The 17,309-nt window shown below is 42.3% G+C and carries 16 protein-coding genes and 5 tRNA genes; 17 read left to right on the top strand and 4 right to left on the bottom strand.

Translation table 11 applies throughout. The annotated features are described in order from the left end of the window. Window positions 1–17: 17 nt before the first annotated feature. The 3 genes from AC25Y6_RS00325 (at window position 18) to AC25Y6_RS00315 (ending at window position 2,510) form a co-directional block, all read left to right on the top strand. Window positions 18–314 (top strand): rhodanese-like domain-containing protein, encoded by a 297-nt coding sequence (locus AC25Y6_RS00325; RefSeq protein WP_482101566.1) that lies wholly within the window; start codon window positions 18–20, stop codon window positions 312–314. 343 nt (window positions 315–657) lie between these two features. Further along, on the top strand, window positions 658–1,374 hold the full coding sequence (locus tag AC25Y6_RS00320; protein ID WP_482101565.1) for an N-acetylmuramoyl-L-alanine amidase: 717 nt from the start codon (window positions 658–660) through the stop codon (window positions 1,372–1,374). A gap of 80 nt (window positions 1,375–1,454) precedes the next feature. Beyond that, on the top strand, window positions 1,455–2,510 hold the full coding sequence (locus AC25Y6_RS00315) for an Mrp/NBP35 family ATP-binding protein (protein WP_482101772.1): 1,056 nt from the start codon (window positions 1,455–1,457) through the stop codon (window positions 2,508–2,510). A gap of 22 nt (window positions 2,511–2,532) precedes the next feature. Here the strand turns inward: AC25Y6_RS00315 and gerD are convergent, their stop codons facing one another. Continuing rightward, window positions 2,533–3,147 (bottom strand): spore germination lipoprotein GerD, encoded by a 615-nt coding sequence (gerD, locus tag AC25Y6_RS00310; RefSeq protein WP_488141721.1) that lies wholly within the window; start codon window positions 3,145–3,147, stop codon window positions 2,533–2,535. Window positions 3,148–3,289: 142 nt separating this feature from the next. On the opposite strand from gerD, the gene AC25Y6_RS00305 reads away from it, so the two are divergent. After that, window positions 3,290–3,979: a KinB-signaling pathway activation protein gene (locus tag AC25Y6_RS00305; protein WP_482101563.1), complete on the top strand. Its 690-nt coding sequence runs from the start codon at window positions 3,290–3,292 to the stop codon at window positions 3,977–3,979. Between the two features lie 72 nt (window positions 3,980–4,051). On the opposite strand, the gene AC25Y6_RS00300 is transcribed toward AC25Y6_RS00305, so the two are convergent. Next, complete coding sequence (locus AC25Y6_RS00300) at window positions 4,052–4,714, bottom strand: polysaccharide deacetylase family protein (protein WP_482101562.1); 663 nt, start codon at window positions 4,712–4,714, stop codon at window positions 4,052–4,054. A gap of 193 nt (window positions 4,715–4,907) precedes the next feature. Here AC25Y6_RS00300 and AC25Y6_RS00295 point away from each other — a divergent pair. From AC25Y6_RS00295 to AC25Y6_RS00235, 13 genes are all read left to right on the top strand, one after another. Then, a tRNA-Asn gene (locus AC25Y6_RS00295) sits at window positions 4,908–4,982 on the top strand. Window positions 4,983–4,985: 3 nt separating this feature from the next. Next, window positions 4,986–5,061 (top strand) — tRNA-Thr (locus AC25Y6_RS00290). Window positions 5,062–5,181: 120 nt separating this feature from the next. After that, window positions 5,182–5,253: transfer RNA gene (locus tag AC25Y6_RS00285), tRNA-Glu, on the top strand. A gap of 96 nt (window positions 5,254–5,349) precedes the next feature. Then, window positions 5,350–5,433: transfer RNA gene (locus AC25Y6_RS00280), tRNA-Tyr, on the top strand. A gap of 120 nt (window positions 5,434–5,553) precedes the next feature. Beyond that, a tRNA-Gln gene (locus tag AC25Y6_RS00275) sits at window positions 5,554–5,628 on the top strand. 194 nt (window positions 5,629–5,822) lie between these two features. Beyond that, complete coding sequence (locus AC25Y6_RS00270; RefSeq protein WP_488141720.1) at window positions 5,823–7,556, top strand: putative bifunctional diguanylate cyclase/phosphodiesterase; 1,734 nt, start codon at window positions 5,823–5,825, stop codon at window positions 7,554–7,556. Between the two features lie 80 nt (window positions 7,557–7,636). Next, a complete protein-coding gene (gene rocF, locus AC25Y6_RS00265) occupies window positions 7,637–8,542 on the top strand; it encodes an arginase (RefSeq protein WP_488141719.1) in 906 nt (301 codons plus the stop codon). 171 nt (window positions 8,543–8,713) lie between these two features. After that, window positions 8,714–9,277, top strand: a complete 564-nt coding sequence (sigW, locus tag AC25Y6_RS00260) for an RNA polymerase sigma factor SigW (protein WP_482101559.1) — start codon at window positions 8,714–8,716, stop codon at window positions 9,275–9,277. Between the two features lie 11 nt (window positions 9,278–9,288). Then, on the top strand, window positions 9,289–9,924 hold the full coding sequence (locus tag AC25Y6_RS00255) for an anti-sigma factor family protein (RefSeq protein ID WP_482104713.1): 636 nt from the start codon (window positions 9,289–9,291) through the stop codon (window positions 9,922–9,924). Window positions 9,925–10,052: 128 nt separating this feature from the next. Further along, window positions 10,053–10,889, top strand: a complete 837-nt coding sequence (gene cdaA / locus AC25Y6_RS00250) for a diadenylate cyclase CdaA (protein ID WP_482104712.1) — start codon at window positions 10,053–10,055, stop codon at window positions 10,887–10,889. Further along, window positions 10,882–12,201 carry a CdaR family protein gene (locus tag AC25Y6_RS00245; RefSeq protein ID WP_488141718.1) on the top strand — a complete coding sequence of 440 codons (1,320 nt, stop codon included), beginning with the start codon at window positions 10,882–10,884 and terminating at the stop codon, window positions 12,199–12,201. Before cdaA ends, AC25Y6_RS00245 begins: the two co-directional genes overlap by 8 nt. 39 nt (window positions 12,202–12,240) lie before the next feature. Further along, entirely contained in the window at window positions 12,241–13,590 is a 1,350-nt protein-coding gene (gene glmM / locus AC25Y6_RS00240; RefSeq protein WP_482101555.1) for a phosphoglucosamine mutase, read from the top strand. Window positions 13,591–13,829: 239 nt separating this feature from the next. Further along, window positions 13,830–15,434: a GGDEF domain-containing response regulator gene (locus AC25Y6_RS00235; RefSeq protein WP_488141717.1), complete on the top strand. Its 1,605-nt coding sequence runs from the start codon at window positions 13,830–13,832 to the stop codon at window positions 15,432–15,434. Between the two features lie 167 nt (window positions 15,435–15,601). Here the strand turns inward: AC25Y6_RS00235 and pstB are convergent, their stop codons facing one another. Then, window positions 15,602–16,375: a phosphate ABC transporter ATP-binding protein PstB gene (gene pstB, locus AC25Y6_RS00230; protein WP_482104926.1), complete on the bottom strand. Its 774-nt coding sequence runs from the start codon at window positions 16,373–16,375 to the stop codon at window positions 15,602–15,604. 61 nt (window positions 16,376–16,436) lie between these two features. Then, window positions 16,437–17,309 (bottom strand): phosphate ABC transporter permease PstA, encoded by an 873-nt coding sequence (gene pstA / locus AC25Y6_RS00225; protein WP_488141716.1) that lies wholly within the window; start codon window positions 17,307–17,309, stop codon window positions 16,437–16,439.

The raw sequence follows: 17,309 nt of genomic DNA, 5'->3' as shown, positions 1-17,309 counted from the left end.
GGGAAAGGATGATTTTTATGAAAGAGATCACAACAACCGAGTTACAGGAACGTTTGGAGAAAGGTGAACAGTTCAACCTGATAGATGTGCGTGAGGCGGATGAAGTAGCGGTAGGAATGATACCAGGGTCAAAACACATCGTTCTAGGTGATGTACCGATCCGTATGGACGAGTTAGATAGGTCTAAGCCATACATACTCATTTGTCGTTCAGGCGGCCGTAGCGGGCGTGCAGCGGAGTTCCTGGGTGATGAAGGCTATGATGTAACAAATATGGTAGGCGGCATGCTCGAATGGGAAGGCGCGACTGAATAAGTAAGTTTTGAGAGGGACCTTTACTGGTTTCCTCTTTTTTTTATCTTTATTCAGCATTCATCTCGCACCTCCATAGGTGAGAGATGAATGCTGTTTTGTTTTCCTGTTCAGTGGTTGTCGAAAGCCCGCTGAATAAGGAGGAATGAATTTCAATTCCTCCTTGATAAAGCCTTCGGCGGATGTCACAGATTTTGAAAGGAGTCAATCTAGCGAGCTCGATTCAAAATCTGGACGCAATTACGCCGAGACGTAATTGATCACTTTCAATTTTTTCTCCATCAGTCTCAAGTGGGACATATCCGCCGGCATTCCTGCGTATAGTGGGGAAAAAGGCGGTGTCCCTATGAAACGGTGGTTGGTAATTTGTTTGCTTTTTGTATGTTCTCTCGTGGTTGTCCTGTATGGGGTGAATGCTTCGTCTGATCGAAACTTTTTCATGCCTGCAGAACTCGGGGGTGTAAAGATTCTTATTGATCCTGGACACGGAGGATTGGACGGAGGAGCTTCATTTGAAGACGTTGTAGAGCGTGACATCACTCTGAGTATTTCACATGAATTGAAAAAGCGTCTTGAAAAGAAAGGGGCAACTGTTATCATGACGCGGATGAAAGACGGTGATGCTTTGGCTGAACATGCACCGCAAGAAACGTTTGGAACCATAAGGCAACGTAAAATGGCGGATTTGCAATTAAGGGAAAGTATCGCGATTAAAGAAACTCCGGATATGTTCATCAGTGTGCATGTCAATGCCATACCCCAAGAAAAGTGGCGCGGTTCCCAAGTGTTCTATCACCCCGAAGGAGATCCGAACGGTGAATTTTTGGCGAAATCAATTCAAGAATCATTTAGAACGAATTTGAAAAACACGGAAAGGGTTGCGATGGCGATAAAGGGTGTCTATTTGTTGAAAAAAGTACCAACTCCGGCAGTCCTCGTAGAAACGGGTTTTATCTCTAATAACGAAGAACGAGCTCTATTGACAGATCCTGCGTATCAAGGAAAAGTGGCTAATGCAATAACTGAAGGCATTATAGAGTTTCATACTGCGGACGAAAGGTGAGCTGAAAACAATCCTTGAAAACAGAATACTATGTTATACTTGGGGAAGAATTAATTAACCTCCAAGGGGTGTCTATATTGATGAACGAACAAGCAGTACGTGAGTTATTGGGACAGTTGAAAGATCCATTTTTACATAAAACGCTTGCGGAGACGAGTGGAATTATTGGCGTGACGATCAAGCCTGAGAAAAAACATGTCAGTGTCAAGCTCGCAATCGCAAAAATTAACACAGCCGAACAAATGGGTCTTCAAACGCAAGTTGTCGATACATTGAAAGGTGCAGGAGCCGATTCCGTCGGTATCCGTTTCGAAGAATTACCGGCAGAGGTGCTAGAACAGTTCCGTGGAAAAGTGACAGAATCGGAAGCTCAAGATATTCTGTCCCCATTGAGTAACGTAGAATTCATTTCAATAGCTTCTGGTAAAGGAGGCGTAGGAAAGTCGACTGTGTCGGTAAACCTTGCTGTAGCGCTAGCTAGGCTTGGGAAAAAAGTCGGTTTAATTGATGCGGATATTTACGGATTCAGCGTTCCTGATATGATGGGCGTAACTGATTTACCAGTGGTTCGCGGTGATCGGATAATCCCGGTGGAGCGACTTGGTGTCAAGGTTATTTCGATGGGTTTTTTCGTTGAAGATAATGCGCCTGTAGTATGGCGTGGCCCGATGCTGGGGAAAGCGCTTGACCAATTCTTCCGTGACGTTGAATGGGGGGATCTCGATTACTTGTTTCTCGACTTGCCACCCGGCACAGGAGATGTAGCACTCGATATCCATCAAATGATTCCGACTTCTAAAGAAATCGTCGTGACAACTCCGCATCCCACAGCTGCATTTGTGGCTGCGCGTGCAGGAGCGATGGCGCTTCAAACAGATCATGAATTGCTCGGAGTTATTGAAAATATGTCTTGGTTCCAATCAAAAGCGTCAGGTGAACGTGAATTTGTATTTGGACAGGGCGGCGGTGTGAAGCTGGCCGAGGAACTCCGCACAGAGTTGTTAGGACAGATTCCACTAGGTCAACCAGACTGGGATGAAGAAGACTTTGCTCCTTCAGTCTATGCAGAAGACCATGCTATTGGAAAAATCTACATGGACATCGCGGCAACTATTATTACAAAAACAGAAAAGTGAAAAACAGAGAAAGTGGAGAAGGCTATTGGCCTCCTCCACTTTTGCTTTTCTCAGATTCGCCACCACCACCGCCGCCACCACCACCACTGCCACCGCCACTTTCTTCCGCCTTTGGATCCCCGGCTTTTAAAATGAGCTCTTGCCACTTCGTTTGCATTAACGGGCTGTTAATTGTTTCTTGAACGACCTTTTCGAGATGCTTTTTCATATTTGCCGATTGTGTAACTGTTTCCAGCTGTTTTAACATGTCTGGCTGGGAGAAAAATTCTTCCATTTGTTTTTGGAACGAAGCATCATCCATTAATTGCTTCATGATTTCTTGCTGCTGCTCTTTTACACTTTTAGCAAAACTCTCGTTGAATTTTGGATCTTCAAATGTCTTTTTCCAAAAGTCTTCTCCTTTTTTAGAAAGAAGCGTATCTTCAACGGATTTCTTTACTACAGGTTGCTCCAAGATAAGCAGTTCTTTGAATTCGGGGTCAGCAAACATTTGCCGAACCGCTTTCTTTCCGTCCTCGGTCTGAAGTGAATCGGTCATCATTTTCTTCATTTCATCGTATGTTGGAGCTGTCGGCTGCGCTCCACACGCTGTCAGCAGAAAAACTGTAAATAATAGTAGTAGGACTCTTTTTTTCATGGAAATCAAATTCCCTTCCACAAGCATTTTCATTTATTGTTCACAATCCAACGATAAATATGCATGAAACGTTTAATGAAATAGATTTTTCGTGAAAACGTTGTTACACTATTGGAAGTAATAAAAACGGAGGAACACTATCGTGACTATACGAAATTGGGTAAAATTCTTTTTTACAGCACTATTAATCGGAGGATTCGTAACGGGGATTGCAGGACTTATTATCCGCTGGGAATTCTTTTCTGGATATTTAACGAATGGTGAGTACGGGCAATTCATAGGTGCATTTCTATGGTTAATTTTTCTAGGTTTCACCATGAGCGTTGTCGCACAAATGGGCTTTTTTGCTTATTTGACAATTCATCAATTCGGTGTAAATATCTTCAAAACACTTACTTTATGGAACTGGGTTCAGCTTCTAATCATTGCGATTGTTTTATTTGATCTCATCTTCTTCAGGTTCCAATTGACGACGGGTGAAACAGGACGAACAATGTTATATCTTGGATTGCTGGTAACACTTGTGGCTGTATCGGCTATAACGGCTTATTTTAAGGCGAAATGGACAAAGAAATATACACTTATTCCAGCACTGTTTTTCATGATTGTTATTACAACGCTTGAATGGTTACCCGCACTGATGGTACGTTCAGGAAATATCGATTCATGGGTAACAATGTTGCTATTCCCACTTCTTGCGGTTAATGCTTATCAACTTCTTGTGCTTCCAAAGTACAACAGGCAGTCAGATGAAGATAAGGCGAAACTAGAAGAACGAAAAAAAGCACGCCGTAAAGTCCAGAATGCTCAAAAGGCATCCAAAACAAAATGAAAAACAGTACAGTAGCCCATATGGCGAACTGTACTGTTTTTTAAAATTCGGGGTATAATACAACCAAAATGTTCATTTGGGTATCTTCTTAACCTTCACTTTTGTTTCAAACAGCATTGTTTCCACCGAAATAAATGTTCGATCTTTGTTTAGTTTCTTCAATTCGGCTAAATTTATACGATCTTCACGATGGTGGGGAATAGATAGAATTTCCCCTTTAGTAACTGGTGGAAGATCACCACCTCGCCAAACTACAGATGAACCAAGAGCATTAATTTCCGCCTCCCAGAGCATGTTATGTAATGCTACTGGAAATACCTCATCACGCGTTCGAAACCAAAGAGGTTTAAGACCGAATGTTTTTTCAAAACGCTCCAGCTGATCAATGAACAATGGTGTATTTTGTTCGTAAGCCATTCCTTCGTCCCCAAGAAGTCCGACTGGAATATTTTTTTCTTTGATAAGCTGTACAGTTTCAGGAAAGCGATCAGCCCACTTCATATCTACAAAAATGAGGGGATAAGGTTTGCCTAATTCCTGGAACCACTGCTCGACTTCACTATCTCCAAATGAAATATTCACGGTTAGTGCAGAGCCGCTAGTACCGCGCACGATTACGGCAGGCTCCTCCGTTACTCGGAAGACAGATACTAAGGACATCTGTTTAGGTAAGGCAGGGAGGAGCAGGAGAAGCGCACAGCAGACGATAGCGGTGAAGAAGTATTTGTTTCTCATATGTTGTCCCCTTTAAACAATGTATAATATACTTTATGAAAGACAGTTGACTAATATGAAAAAGATGTGGTAATATATAAAAGTTGCTGTCGGGAACAAGCAAACAAACAAATATTAAAAAAGACTTGATATATATTTTCTTCTTGTTATAATGGAATTTGTCGTAATGGCAATAACGTCTATACTTAATTATTCCGCAGTAGCTCAGTGGTAGAGCAATCGGCTGTTAACCGATCGGTCGTAGGTTCGAGTCCTACCTGCGGAGCCATATGCTTCCATAGCTCAGTAGGTAGAGTGCTTCCATGGTAAGGAAGAGGTCGTCGGTTCGATTCCGGCTGGAAGCTCCAGAGAAGTTCTTGTTCCTATAACTATATGTTCATTAGGCTTTAGTAAGAAGACGTAGGAATGCGCCACAAATTATAATTATTACGACTAGTAACACTTAGTTGGAAGTTATTATTTTATGAGGCCCCTTGGTCAAGCGGTTAAGACACCGCCCTTTCACGGCGGTATCACGGGTTCGAATCCCGTAGGGGTCATTAAAACTTTTTCATTACGTTGTAGTGAAATTAGTTTACCTTAAGTACTTAAATCTAATTTGTTAGGTTTAAAACTTAATTCTTTATACTATACTTGGTGGGGTAGCGAAGTGGCTAAACGCGGCGGACTGTAAATCCGCTCCTTCGGGTTCGGCAGTTCGAATCTGCCCCCCACCACCAAAACTTTTTCAACACAAGGTGTTGAAAAGAGTTTTCCTTGAATTATTTACACAAAGTGTTGAAAAGAGTTATCCATGAATTATTTACACGAAGTGTTAAAAAGAGTAATCCTTCTACCATTGGGGTATAGCCAAGCGGTAAGGCAACGGACTTTGACTCCGTTACTCGTTGGTTCGAATCCAGCTACCCCAGCCATTTTTTTTTGCTTTACCAAAACCATGTGAAATCCAAATAGCTTTATTAAACCCTTCTGGAAATTTGAGAAGGGTTTTTTTGTTTCATGTTTAAGTTCATTTCAGTCTAGCACTTTAGCATTCATTTAATATACACTGTTGAAAAGTATTGTTTTTTGTCGAATTGTAAAGGAAACCTTAGAGAGAAGTGATTGTATGCCAGAAAATAATAAAATGATAGACGATTTAATACGTCATGACAGCAGTCACAGTCCGGAAAAAATGCTCAGAGATATAGCCTATGCACTTGATCAGTCAGCAATCGTGGCCATTACAGATCGCACAGGCAAGATAGTCTATGTCAATGCGCTATTTACAAAAATAGCACAGTACAGCATTGAAGAGCTTGTTGGTGCCAACCACCGGATTATTAACTCAGGCTATCATACGCGTGCGTTTTTCAAGGATATGTGGGGCACCATAGGCCGCGGGAATAACTGGCGCGGTGAAATCTGTAATAAAGCTAAAGACGGTTCACATTATTGGGTGGATACGACAATCGTTCCGTTTCTGAATGAAAAAGGAAACCCTTATCAATACATTTCAATTCGCTATGACATTACAGCGCGTAAAGAGTCGGAACAACTGGTACGGAAACTGGCTTACAATGATCAATTAACAGATTTGCCGAACCGGACTTCTTTTAGGAAAATACTGCTAGAAGAAGTAGAGAAGTCTAAGGAACATCGTACAAATCTGGCAATTGTCTATCTAAATATCGATCGACTACGCTATGTCAATAATTCACTTGGTCATGAGGCAGGTGACTATGTTTTGTCTGTTGTTGCAAAGAGATTAAAAGATAGCCTCCAAGGAGAACAAGTTGTTGGCAGGATTTCGGGTGACGAGTTTGCAATACTTCTAAAGAATATACGAAATGCAGCACATGCAGAACAGCTCACACGAGAATTGCAACAATTGCTGGAGGAGCCGATTGAAGTAATGGATCAGCAGCATACACTTTCATTTAGTTTTGGCATCGCTCTTTATCCTGAGCATGCTAAAAAGTCTTCTGAACTGAGGATAAAAGCGGAAAAAGCCCTATCCATCGCAAGAGCGAATGGCGGCGGTGGCGTTGAAGTCTATCAACACGGCACGGCGTCCAATACCTTGGAACGGATTTTATTGGAGAATGAGTTGAGAAAAAGTGTTGTTCTCGGTCAATTGCATTTAGATTATCAACCTAAGGTAAACTTGAAGACTGGAAAATTAGTGGGCGTTGAAGCACTCGTACGGTGGAATCATCCGGATCTCGGCAGGATTTCTCCAGATAAGTTCATCCCGGTCGCGGAAGAAACGAAAATCATCATTCCTTTGGGAGAATGGGTGCTACGACAAGCGTGCAGGCAGGCGAGGGAGTGGCAGGAACGAGGATATGCGCCTTTACCGATTGCTGTCAATATGTCCGCCGTCCAATTGGAAGAACCGGAGATTGTCAAAACCGTAAAAATGATACTCGATGAAACTGGCCTTTCCGCGAATTTAATCGAAATTGAATTAACGGAAAGTGCGTTTGCGGATAGGCAAGACATGCAAGAGAGAATTAGGGGAATAAGGGATTTAGGTATTACAGTATCCATTGATGATTTTGGGACGGGCTATAGCACGTTCAGTTACCTTAAAGAATTGCCTGTGGATACAGTGAAAATTGACATGTCTTTCGTACGGGATATACATATGAATGAAGACAGCCTTGCAATTGTCAAGGCCATTGTAACACTTGCGGATACATTTGGTCTGAACGTCGTTGCTGAAGGCGTTGAGCAAGAAGAACAAGTGACTATTTTGAAGAATTTGGGATGTCGTGAAGGGCAGGGGTATTATTTCAGTAAACCTACCCCGCCAGATGTGTGTGAAAAGTTAATGGAAAAAGTAGATAGAAACGAATAATTATTCAGTTATTTGTCGAGTTGAGCCAAACCTTATTGTAGACTTACAATAGATATATAGAAAAGGGGGAGGTACTTGTCATGAAACGTTTAAATATATCGATAATAGGTGTTCCGCTCGATTTTGGACAAAGTCGTCGTGGAGTAGATATGGGTCCAAGCGCAATTCGATATGCAGGCATTGTTGATAGAATGGAATCGATAGGGCATGAGGTGACGGATGAAGGGAATATCCGTGTAAGTGTTGTGGAACAGAAAAAACATAAGGATACGAATTTGAAGAATTTAGACGAAGTCATACAAGCGACCACGGATCTTGCGATGAAAGTGGCTGAAGTCTTGGATGCAGGTCGATTCCCACTCGTTTTAGGAGGGGATCATAGCATTGCAATCGGTACATTGGCGGGTCTTGCAAGTAAGTACAACAACCTTGGTGTAATTTGGTATGATGCGCATACTGATTTTAATACAGCTGAAATCTCACCATCCGGAAATATCCATGGGATGCCTCTTGCTGTAAGCGTAGGCCTTGGACATGAAAGTCTCGTCAATATACATAGTAAAGGGCAAAAAATTAAACCGGAAAACATTGTCGTTATTGGTGCGCGTTCGGTTGATCCTGAAGAACGTCTATTGATTAAGGAATCGGGTATTAAAGTTTTCACAATGCACGAAATAGACCGTTACGGAATGACAACAGTGATGGAAGAAGCCATCGCTTACTTACGCTCACGTGAAGTTGACGGTGTCCACTTGTCCCTGGATCTTGATGGATTGGATCCGTTATACACACCGGGAGTCGGGACGCCTGTGCCGGGTGGCATTAGTTACAGAGAAAGCCACCTGGCAATGGAGATGCTGGAAGACTCAGGAATAATTACTTCCGCCGAATTCGTAGAAGTAAATCCAATTCTTGACGAAGGAAATAAAACTGCTGATGTTGCAGTAGGTTTAATGGGTTCATTGTTTGGAGAAAAGCTACTTTAATCGGTATTGAAAGCCCATCCGGCTCCTAAGATGGGCTTTTTTTCTTATTTCCATTAATGGAGGAAGTATTTAGTAAACTCTGGTAAAATAAAATTAATATAAAAAATGAAACCTGTCGCCACCTTCAAACGTATAGAAGGGACAGCCGCATAGAGCGGAGGATGAAAAACATTGGATGAACTAATCAATAAACGAATAAATGAAGTTCTGAAAGGCGATCAAAATGCATTTGAGGAGATCGTAACGTTATTTCAGCATCGCTTGTACCAAGTGTGTTACAGGATGCTCGGAAATGCGCAAGAGGCGGAAGATATTTCACAGGAAGCATTTGTCCGTGCATATATCAATATTCATACATTTGACCAAAAGCGGAAGTTTTCAACTTGGTTGTTTCGAATTGCAACGAATCTATGCATCGATCGTATCCGCAAAAAGAAACCTGCTTATTATCTTGATGCTAATGTACCAGGTACGGATGGTCTGAATATGTATTCGCAACTTGCTGCAACGGACGAACTTCCGGAAGATGAAGTTGAAAGAATGGAATTACAGCAACGTATCCATTATGAAATTGGTAGGCTCCCGGATAAATATCGTTCTGTCATCATTTTAAGATATATCGAAGAATTACCGCTGCAAGAAATTGGTGACATTTTAGGGCTACCTTTAGGGACCGTAAAGACCCGTGTTCATAGAGGGCGGGAAGTACTTCGGAAACAGATGGGTACCATGTAGGAGGGAATAATATGAATACGTGTCCGGAACAAATCGTTCACTTTATGCACGCGTATTTAGATGGCGACATTAGCCGCGATGAAGAGCGGCAGTTGAAAGAACATTTAGATAGCTGCTCAGAATGTAGAGAAATTATGAATGGGTTAACCGAGTCCATTGCTTTTATAGGAAGTGCTGCTCAAATAAAAGCACCAGATAAATTTGTTGACGCTGTCATGGCGCGTCTTCCAAAAGAAAAGTCCCAAGCAGGTGCTCAGCGCTGGTTGCGAAAACATCCACTATTTGCGGCTGCTGCCCTATTTTTCGTCTTGATGAGCGCAACGCTTTTTTCAAGTTATGGGAATGAACAGCAATTTTCAGTGACAAAACAACCGAATCTAATCGTTGAGGGACAAACGGTACTCGTTCCTGCTGGGGAAACCATTGAAGGGGATATTGTTGTTAAAAACGGTACGCTCCGAATTGATGGAAAAGTAGATGGTGATGTAACCGTTATTAGGGGTTCTAAATATATGGCCTCTACGGCGGTTGTAACAGGCAAGAATGAGGAGATTGATAAAGTCTTTGATTGGCTATGGTACAAAATGAAAGAAACAGCCAAGGCAATCATCCCAGCGTCAACTGAAAAGAACCAAGACGGGGAGTAAACAGAGCGACCGATGCTACTGCCGCGAGCAGGGACGGTCGCTCTTTGTGTCTTGTGAGGAAAGACAGTCGAGTACTGTTATGCTATACTGTACGCATAAGAAACTGTTTGTGAAGGTAGGCGGAGCACATGCCCAAATGGCAAGAATTAATTGATTTCAGTCCAGTAGCGGCACTTATTAATATCATAGATGTGCTTCTAGTCTGGTTTGTTTTTTATAAACTCATTACGATTATAAAAGGAACGAAAGCCGTTCAACTTTTAAAAGGGATATTTGTGATTATCATCGTTCGATTTCTGACAGACATCTTCGGTCTTGATACGCTCAGATTTTTAATGGATCAAGTACTCCCGTTCGGATTTTTGGCAATCATCATCATCTTCCAACCTGAGCTCAGGCGTGGACTTGAACAACTGGGACGAGGACGACTATTCGCTCGGACAAATATACAGGAAGAGGAAGAGCGGGAACGTCTCGTTGAAGCAATCATGAAATCGGTTAGCTATATGGCTAAACGTAGAATTGGTGCACTCATTTCCATTGAAAGGGAAACGGGGTTAAGTGAATATATTGAAACCGGTACTCGTATGGATTCCGCGATTAGCTCGGAACTTCTTATCAACCTTTTCATCCCGAATACGCCACTCCATGATGGTGCAGTGATTATACAGCGTAACCGAATTGCGGCGGCAGGCTGTTACTTACCATTGTCAGAGAGCCCGTTCATTTCAAAAGAGCTCGGGACTCGACATAGAGCGGCAATCGGAATTAGTGAAGTAACGGATGCCGTGACAATTATCGTGTCGGAAGAAACGGGCGCGATCAGTTTAACTGCGAATGGAGATATTGATCGGAATCTTGGAATGGAGGAGTTTGAAGAACGACTGAAAAGAGTGTGGTTCGGTTCAACTCCTGAACTGAAAGAATCTTCTATCTGGAAGTGGAGGAGGAGAACTAATGGATAAGTTTATGGATAGACCATGGTTTCTTCGCTCCACAGCCTTAATCCTTGCACTCATCTTTTTCTTCTTCGTGCAAGCGGAAGAGAACTCCAATGGCAAAGCGGTTGGGGATGCGAGAGACAGCATTCGTGACGTGAATGTAGAAGTATATTATGACAACGAAAACCTTGTTGTCACCGGAGTACCGGAAACGGTCAATATGACAATTGAAGGTCCGGCAAATATTGTACAATCAACGAAGTTAGTAAAAGACTTTACACTACGGGTTGACTTGTCGAGTTTGCCAATGGGTAAACATACTGTCAAGATTCAACATGAAAACATTTCCGAAAAGCTGGACGTACAGATTGATCCTGCGGAAATCGACGTTGTTATTGAAGAAAAGATAACACAGTCATTCCGCGTTGACCCTGAAATGAATGAGCGTTTGCTTGCAGAAAACTTCCATGTTGTAAAAATAGATGTTGATCCAGCAACAATCGAAGTGACAGGTGCCAAGAGCGTGATTGAATCCATCAGTTTTGTAAAAGCCTCGATTACGGGGGACAAAGAAATTAACAAGACATTCGAGCAGGAAACTAGGGTCCGTGTGTTGGACAAGGATTTGACGAAGCTGAATGTGACAATTGTACCTGAACAAGTAAATGTCAAAGTCGAGATTGCAGAATACAGTAAAGAAGTGCCAATCGTACTTAAGTTGCAAGGGACTCCCGCTGAAGGTGTAACTGTAGATTCTATTGCGACTGAGAACAAATCAATTAGCTTATTCGGGTCACGTAAAGTGCTGGATCAAATCAAAGAATTCATCGTAGATGTGGATGTATCTAAAGTGAAGAAATCTGAAACGTTGGATCTTGAGTTGAAAAAACCTAAAGGCGTTTCAGGGATGTCGTTGGATAAAATCAAAGTAAAAGTAGCGGCTAATGAAACGAATCCGGATTCAGAATCAGATTTAGAAGAGACCAATCCGGATGACTTGGAAGAAACAGATGATGCCGCTAGCACACCGAAGCCGGACGAGGATGTGAAAGTCTCATCGAAAGATTTACGCGATATTCGCGTTACGGTACAGGGATTGGACGAGAAATTCACCAGTTCATTTATTAAGCCGGCAGACGGGTTAGTCGTATTGACTGTCACTGCAGAACAAAATGTAATCGATGCATTAAAGAGTTCAGATTTCACTATCTATGTCGACGCGTCGGGAGCGACGGATGAAGGGGAACAGATTCTGCCTATAGTAGTAGAAGGCCCTTCAGATGTACGATGGGAAATTTCCGATAAAGAAGTAACGATGCAAATTGAACTTGCCTGACATTCAGTTGAATGGATAGGATTGAAAAGGAGAATGAAAATGACAAAGTATTTCGGAACCGATGGTGTTCGTGGGATTGCAAATAAAGAATTGACGCCGGAGCTTGCTTTTAGGCTAGGAAGATTTGGAGGGCATGTGTTAACGAAAGAATTCCAAGGGAAGTCACAGGTACTTGTTGGAAGGGACACTCGTATCTCTGGTCACATGCTTGAAAATGCGCTAATTGCGGGTCTTTTATCAACGGGTGTTGAAGTGATGACTCTAGGGGTTATCAGTACACCGGGGGTCGCTTATTTGACACGTGTCATGAACGCCCAGGCCGGAGTTATGATCTCAGCTTCACATAATCCAGTCGAAGACAATGGCATTAAATTCTTTGGTGCTGACGGCTACAAACTGACGGATGAACAAGAAGAAGAAATTGAAAAATTGTTAAATGAACAGGAAGATACATTGCCACGTCCGACGGGAGCAGCAGTTGGTTCGATTACGGAATACTTTGAAGGCGGCCATAAATACATTCAGTATTTGAAACAGACAGTCGATGAAGAATTCGCAGGAATTCACGTTGTACTCGATTGTGCACACGGCGCTACGTCGACACTGGCGACGCATGTGTTTGCTGACCTTGATGCAGACCTCACAACGATGGGCGCTTCGCCGAATGGTTTAAATATTAATGACGGTGTCGGTTCAACACATCCAGAAGTATTGGCAAAACTCGTTGTTGAAAAAGGTGCTAATATCGGCTTGGCGTTTGATGGGGACGGGGATCGCCTTATTGCAGTAGATGAGCACGGAGAGGTTGTTGATGGTGATCAGATCATGTTCATCATTGCCCGCCATCTGAACTCGGAAGGCCGTTTGAAACAAGGCACGATTGTATCGACTATCATGAGCAATCTAGGCTTTTATAAAGCACTTTCAGATCACGGCATGAAAAGTGTGCAAACCGCAGTTGGAGATCGATATGTTGTCGAAGAAATGAGAAAAGGGAATTATAATTTGGGCGGAGAACAATCCGGTCATATTATATTCCATGACTATAATACGACTGGCGATGGCCTCCTAACAGGACTTCAACTTGTGAACATTATGAAGATTACTGGACGTAAGCTATCTGAACTAGCAGCAGAAATGAAAATATATCCACAAAAACTCGTAAACGTACGCGTACTGGATAAGCATGCAGTAACCGACAACGTACGTGTTGCAGGAGTAATAGCGGATGTGGAGAAAGAGCTTGCTGGGAACGGTCGCGTACTTGTACGGCCATCTGGTACTGAGCCACTCGTCCGGGTCATGGTGGAAGCGCCTAACGAAGAAGAGTGTGTTCGCCTTGTTGACAGGATAGTTGATGTAGTCCGTGAAGAAATGGGAACGGAATAATTAACTGATAAATTGATGGAAACACCTAAATCTAGGGTGTTTCCTTTTTTAATTCCGTATTATTAAAGGACAGACTAGACACATCACATCCTATGCGCCGCCTCCTGATGGAGTGCCAAGTAGTCAATTTATTTATACTCTATGATTTTGATATCAATTGTTGGAGGTGATTTTATAGACTATAATGTTCATAACTGGGTAATATAGATTCATTTTTTAACAGGGGGGTACAAAAAACAATGAGTCAAGAGAGTTCTCGCCAGATGCTTCTCGAATGGATTGAGATGACTTTAGCGAAATGGGGCAAACTGGGTTTTATTGCAGAAGGTCAACTTTATGACTTTTTATACATACTAAAAGGGACAACAGATTCACTAGGATTGAAAGCACTCTCTGACTTTTGTGCTTCTCAACTTGAAACTTTATCATATGGAAATGACAGTAAAATTCCTGTACCATCGCTCGGGAATTTTAGTAACAGGATTAAGAGCTTTTTGGATGGTACAGGAGAAGAAGACAACTTCAGTTTCCCAGAGGTATACCGTAACCGTTTCGACGAAGAAACATTTGTACTGATTATCGATAGTGAATTGGAGTTCATTGCCTTTGTTAAAGAGCTTCTTGAGACGATGGGCGCACAGGTGATCATTGCTATGAATGGTAAGAGGGGTATAGAGCAGTTTTATTCAATGCGTCCCAATTTTGTACTCATTGACCTAAAGCTGCCGGATATGAGTGGATTTGAAATTCTTGATCAAATAAAAGACACCGCCAATGCGCGGCAAGTGACGATGATGATTACGAGCGTCGATCGATCACGGAAAAACAGGATGCGGTCATTTGAAAGAGGTGCAATGGATTTTATTGCCAAGCCAATTGACAGCGAGGTCTTCATCCCTTACTTGTTTAACCGGGATGAAATCAGGAAGTCGATTGGAAAGTCAGTTTACACGGATGGACTCACGGGGGTAGGGAATCGCAGGCATTTTGACAACAGAATTCATTTTTTCACGGAGAGGTATAACCAATCGGCTATTCCTTTCTCATGTGTCATGTTGGATCTTGACCATTTTAAACAAGTGAATGACATGTATGGTCACTTGACCGGAGATGAAGTGCTCCGAAAGTTAGGAGAAGTGTTAAAGGCAGAAAAAAAGGAAACGGATGATGTGTTCAGGTATGGGGGAGAGGAATTCATTATACTATTGTCTGGAGTGGAATCCGTTGACGCCGCTAAATTTGTGGAAAGACTTCGGACAACATTTAATGAAATTGTCTTTCAGGAAGCAGGCAAATCTTTTTCTGTTACATTTTCTGCGGGAGTTGCGACATACGATAATGACGAAGAGAAACTCATATCCTCCGCAGACCAAGCGCTTTACGAAGCAAAACGCACGGGTCGTAACCAAACCGTTATTTTTGATGAAAGAAAGTCTCATGTGAATCGGAAATTACATATAATTATTGTAGACGATGACACGTTAATCCGAATAATGCTTCAAGAGAAGCTAATGGAATGGACGATTCCTGACATCGATATTTCTGTACAAGTATTCTCGGACGGGCTTACTTTTCTTGAAGCCGATTGGTATAGTCCGGAAGCACATTATATTGTACTCCTAGATGGCGTTATGCCAGGAATGGACGGGCTTGAGGTCCTGAGTCGATTAAAACGTGAAAAGGTTGAAAAAAACATCCTGGTTTCCATGATGACTGCGCGTACAGGCGACTCAGATATTAAGGCGGCCTTGTGGCTAGGGGCCGACGATTACATCATGAAACCATTCAAACCCGCAGATGTACTGTCCCGTATACAGCAATTGACAAACAGGCTATTCAATTAGAAAGCGAATGAAAAAGGTCACCTGTACATTAGTGTAGTAGTCACTAATGTACAGGTGACCTTTTCTATTTTCCCTGCATTATCGGGGATGCCCTCTTGAAACACCACTTAAATCTCAAACAAAAAAACAGTGGGGATGAGCCCCACTGATTGCGTATCACTTCATGATTAACCAAATCTACCGTTAATGTAGTCATCCGTACGCTCGTCAGTAGGCGTGCTGAATAGGGTAGAAGTGCGATCGCATTCCACGATTTCACCATTTAAGAAAAAGGCAGTACGGTCAGAAATACGCGATGCTTGTTGCATGTTATGTGTGACGATTGTAATGGTCACATCGTTTTTGATATTGCGAATCAATTCTTCTACCTTGTGTGTGGATACAGGATCTAATGCTGACGTCGGTTCATCCATTAAAATTACTTCCGGGTCAATTGCGAGGCAGCGCGCAATACAGAGTCGCTGTTGCTGACCGCCGGAAAGACTGTATGCACTTTTGTTAAGACGGTCTTTTACTTCATCCCACAAAGCCGCTTTACGCAAGCTGTCTTCTACGATAATGTCTAGCATGGCTTTGTTGCGGATACCGTGAATTTTAGGTCCATACGCAACGTTTTCATAGATTGATTTTGGAAAAGGATTTGGCTTTTGGAATACCATACCAACCTTAGAACGAAGCAGTTCAACAGGCATTGATTTACCCAGGATATTATTGCCCATAAATGTAACGTTACCGGAAATCGTAACGTCACCTACATTTTCTACCATCCGATTTAATGTTTTTAAATAAGTTGATTTACCGCAACCAGATGGCCCGATGATTGCTGTTACTTCTTTTTCATTGATGGACAAGTCGACATTTTTAAGTGCGTGCGCCGTACCATACCAAAGATTTAAACCGTTTGTTTCATAAACCGCTTTTGTCCAATTTTCATTCTTCATGACTCGTAACTTGGCATCTGTATTCGTTCGGATGAGTGTTTTTGTCATCATAATCCTCCTATCAATTTTGAAGCTTTTTTTGTGATCTGTTTCTAAAGTAGATGGCAATTCCGTTCATGGTAATAAGCAAGATCATCAGGACGATAATACCTGCTGAAGCGGTATCCGCAAATTCGGGTTGGGGACGTTTTGCCCAATCGTAAATTTGCATGGGTAATGCTGCAAATGTACTGAGTGGACCGGTTGGTAAGAATTGAACAATAACCGGAATCCCAAGAACAATAAGCGGTGCTGTTTCACCGATAGCTCGTGAGAAGGATAAGATACTGCCTGTCAAAATAGAACCGATTGCTGATGGGATAATCACATGGACGATTGTCTGCCATTTCGTTGCACCCATACCGTAGGAAGCTTCTCGAAGTGTATCCGGAACTGACTTTAAAGCCTCCTGAGTAGCAACAATGATAATGGGTAAGATAAGCAGACTCATCGTCAATCCAGCAGCTAAGATGCTATTACCAAGGGATAATGTACGAACAAAAACAGTTAATCCGAGAAGTCCGAAGACGACAGAAGGAACTCCGGCAAGGTTACTGATATTCATTTCAATAAAAGATGTCCATTTATTTTTTTTAGCATACTCTTCAAGGTAAATAGCCGAACACAGACCTAAGAACATGGAGACCGGAATAACAACGGCCATGAGAGCCAGTGTACCGACAAGTGCTGCTTTAATGCCCGCTTTTTCAGGGAAGCGGGAACCGAAATTCGTAAAGAATGAAAGATTTAATCGATCGACACCATCTGCACCAATACCGTAAAATAAGAAGAATGTAATACCTAGCACTGCAGCAGCAATTGCACCAAACAACCATTTCATCGCCGAGTCTTTGGATAGACGGCGATTTGTTTTTGATAGGAGAACGCGGTCCAT

Source organism: Sporosarcina sp. Y1004, from assembly GCF_057669665.1.
Note: the sequence above shows the minus strand (reverse complement) of the source record. Positions and strands in the feature narration are given on the sequence as shown.

Bases quoted from the DNA above. Each gene is read 5' to 3' on its own strand.
- AC25Y6_RS00325 (WP_482101566.1), top strand. From the start codon at position 18: ATGAAAGAGATCACAACAACCGAGTTACAGGAACGTTTGGAGAAAGGT.
- AC25Y6_RS00320 (WP_482101565.1), top strand. From the start codon at position 658: ATGAAACGGTGGTTGGTAATTTGTTTGCTTTTTGTATGTTCTCTCGTG.
- AC25Y6_RS00315 (WP_482101772.1), top strand. From the start codon at position 1,455: ATGAACGAACAAGCAGTACGTGAGTTATTGGGACAGTTGAAAGATCCA.
- gerD (WP_488141721.1), bottom strand. From the start codon at position 3,147: ATGAAAAAAAGAGTCCTACTACTATTATTTACAGTTTTTCTGCTGACA.
- AC25Y6_RS00300 (WP_482101562.1), bottom strand. From the start codon at position 4,714: ATGAGAAACAAATACTTCTTCACCGCTATCGTCTGCTGTGCGCTTCTC.
- AC25Y6_RS00270 (WP_488141720.1), top strand. From the start codon at position 5,823: ATGCCAGAAAATAATAAAATGATAGACGATTTAATACGTCATGACAGC.
- rocF (WP_488141719.1), top strand. From the start codon at position 7,637: ATGAAACGTTTAAATATATCGATAATAGGTGTTCCGCTCGATTTTGGA.
- AC25Y6_RS00255 (WP_482104713.1), top strand. From the start codon at position 9,289: ATGAATACGTGTCCGGAACAAATCGTTCACTTTATGCACGCGTATTTA.
- cdaA (WP_482104712.1), top strand. From the start codon at position 10,053: ATGCCCAAATGGCAAGAATTAATTGATTTCAGTCCAGTAGCGGCACTT.
- AC25Y6_RS00245 (WP_488141718.1), top strand. From the start codon at position 10,882: ATGGATAAGTTTATGGATAGACCATGGTTTCTTCGCTCCACAGCCTTA.
- glmM (WP_482101555.1), top strand. From the start codon at position 12,241: ATGACAAAGTATTTCGGAACCGATGGTGTTCGTGGGATTGCAAATAAA.
- AC25Y6_RS00235 (WP_488141717.1), top strand. From the start codon at position 13,830: ATGAGTCAAGAGAGTTCTCGCCAGATGCTTCTCGAATGGATTGAGATG.
- pstB (WP_482104926.1), bottom strand. From the start codon at position 16,375: ATGAAGAATGAAAATTGGACAAAAGCGGTTTATGAAACAAACGGTTTA.
- pstA (WP_488141716.1), bottom strand. From the start codon at position 17,309: ATGGACCGCGTTCTCCTATCAAAAACAAATCGCCGTCTATCCAAAGAC.